We start from the raw sequence: 2,155 nt of genomic DNA on the forward strand, positions 1-2,155 counted from the left end.
CGCCCTGCCCCGCCCCCGACGCCTCGGTGCCCAGCGGCCGGTCGTACATGGCCTTGACCAGGTGCACGTCGGGATCGGTGAGCAGGGGCCCGATGATGCCGGAGGCGAAGGTGGAGTCGAACTCCTTGAGGTCGGCGTCCACGAAGCAGATGATCTCGCCGCTCGCGGCGAACAGCGAGCGCCAGAGCACCTCGCCCTTGCCGGGCAGGGCGGGCAGCCGGGGCAGGATCTCGTCCCGGTGCACGACCTTGGCCCCGGCCGCGGCGGCCACCTCGGCCGTGCGGTCGGTGGAGCCCGAGTCCATCACCAGCAGTTCGTCGACCAGCGGCGCGTCGATCATGAGGTCGCGGCGGATCGTCTCGACGATCTCACCGACGGTCGCCTCCTCGTTCAGCGCGGGGAGCACGACGCTGACGCTGCCGGCCGGGCCCGCCTTGCGCTTGGCGGCCACCAGCCGTGACAGCGGGCGGTCGGCGGCGGTCCAGGACCGGCGGCTCAGCCACTCCGTTGCCTCTTCCAGCACGATGTCGCTCCTCGGTGTCTCGGGGACTGGACGGACCGAGTCATTGTGCGGGCCGTCGGTTACAGTCTTGAGCGGCGAAGATGACCTCCGCATATCGGGGGTCTCCGCTTGACAATCACATACAGCTCATCCAGAGGGGCAGAGGGAACGGCCCGTTGAAGCCCCGGCAACCCTCCCGCCGGTCTCGCGATTCCGATGCGAGGTCCCCGGTGGGGATGGTGCCAATTCCGTCCCGCGGCGAGGGTCGTCGCGGGGAAGATGAGGAGAGAGGGCCTCGCTCCCATGTCTGTGCTTTCCGCACCCACCACCTCCGCTTCCGCCGTCTCCGTCGACCTCGGTCCGGCTTCGGCTCTCTCCTGCCGCGAGTGTGGGCAGCGCTACCCGCTGGGTCCGATTTTCGCCTGTGCGGAGTGTTTCGGCCCGTTGGAGATCGCCTACGACCTCCCGACCGGCGATCCCGAGGGCCTGCGCTCCCGGATCGAGGCGGGCCCGGCGAGTATCTGGCGCTACTCGGAACTGCTGCCCGTCCCGGCGGACGTGGCGACCAAGCCGAACCTGAACCCGGGCTGGACCCCGCTGGTGCGGGCGGACCGGCTGGCGGCCGAGCTGGGCGTGACCGGCGGGCTGTGGGTGAAGGACGACTCCGGCAACCCCACGCACTCCTTCAAGGACCGGGTGGTGGCGAACGCGCTGGAGGCGGCACGCGCCTTCGGGTTCACCACCCTGTCCTGTTCCTCCACCGGCAACCTCGCGGGCGCGGTCGGCGCCGCGGCGGCCCGGGCCGGCCTGCGCTCGTGCGTGTTCATCCCGCACGACCTGGAGCAGGGCAAGGTCGTGATGGCCGCCGTGTACGGGGGCGACCTGGTCGGCATCGAGGGCAGCTACGACGACGTCAACCGCTTCTGCAGCGAATTGATCGGCGACCCGGCCGGTGAGGGTTGGGGCTTCGTCAACGTCAACCTGCGCCCGTACTACGCGGAGGGGTCCAAGACCCTGGCGTTCGAGATCTGCGAGCAGCTCGGCTGGCGCATCCCCGACCAGCTGGTGGTGCCGATCGCGTCGGGCTCCCAGCTCACCAAGATCGACAAGGGGATCCGGGAGCTGATCTCCCTCGGTCTGGTCGAGGACCGGCCGTACCGGATCTTCGGCGCCCAGGCGGAGGGGTGCTCCCCTGTCTCGAGGGCCTTCAAGGACGGCCACGACGTGATCCGCCCGGTGAAGCCGGACACCATCGCCAAGTCGTTGGCGATCGGCAACCCGGCGGACGGCCCGTACGTGCTGGACATCGCCCGGCGCACCGGCGGCGCGGTGGAGGACGTCACCGACGCGCAGGTGGTGGACGCCATCAAGCTGCTGGCCCGCACGGAGGGGATCTTCGCCGAGACGGCGGGCGGGGTGACGGTCGGCGTGACCCGCAAGCTGATCGAGGCCGGTGTGCTGGATCCGACGCTGACCACCGTGGTGCTCAACACCGGTGACGGCCTCAAGACGCTGGACGCGGTGGCGCCGACCACGGGCCCGACCGCGATCATCCGCCCCGATCTGGACGCCTTCCGGGAGGCCGGGCTCGTCTGAGTCCGTCGACCGGGTGCGCGGGGGCCGTCCGGCCCCGCGCACCCGGTCCCACCCGTC

Annotated in this window: 2 protein-coding genes and 1 riboswitch; of the genes, one reads left to right on the forward strand and one right to left on the reverse strand. The window is 70.9% G+C overall.

The window, feature by feature from the left end; all coding sequences use genetic code 11:
• Positions 1 to 523: glycosyltransferase (locus FNQ90_RS20560; RefSeq protein WP_182607718.1), on the reverse strand; the 523-nt coding region annotated here is incomplete at its 3' end.
• A 123-nt stretch (positions 524 to 646) separates the two neighbouring features.
• Positions 647 to 788: riboswitch (SAM riboswitch) on the forward strand.
• A 17-nt stretch (positions 789 to 805) separates the two neighbouring features.
• Here FNQ90_RS20560 and thrC point away from each other — a divergent pair.
• Positions 806 to 2,098, forward strand: coding sequence for a threonine synthase (thrC, locus tag FNQ90_RS20565; protein WP_228471436.1), 1,293 nt, complete (start codon positions 806 to 808; stop codon positions 2,096 to 2,098).
• Positions 2,099 to 2,155: the final 57 nt, after the last annotated feature.

The sequence above is a fragment of the Streptomyces alkaliphilus genome, assembly GCF_014141535.1.
Classification (GTDB): Bacteria; Actinomycetota; Actinomycetes; order Streptomycetales; family Streptomycetaceae; genus Streptomyces; species Streptomyces alkaliphilus.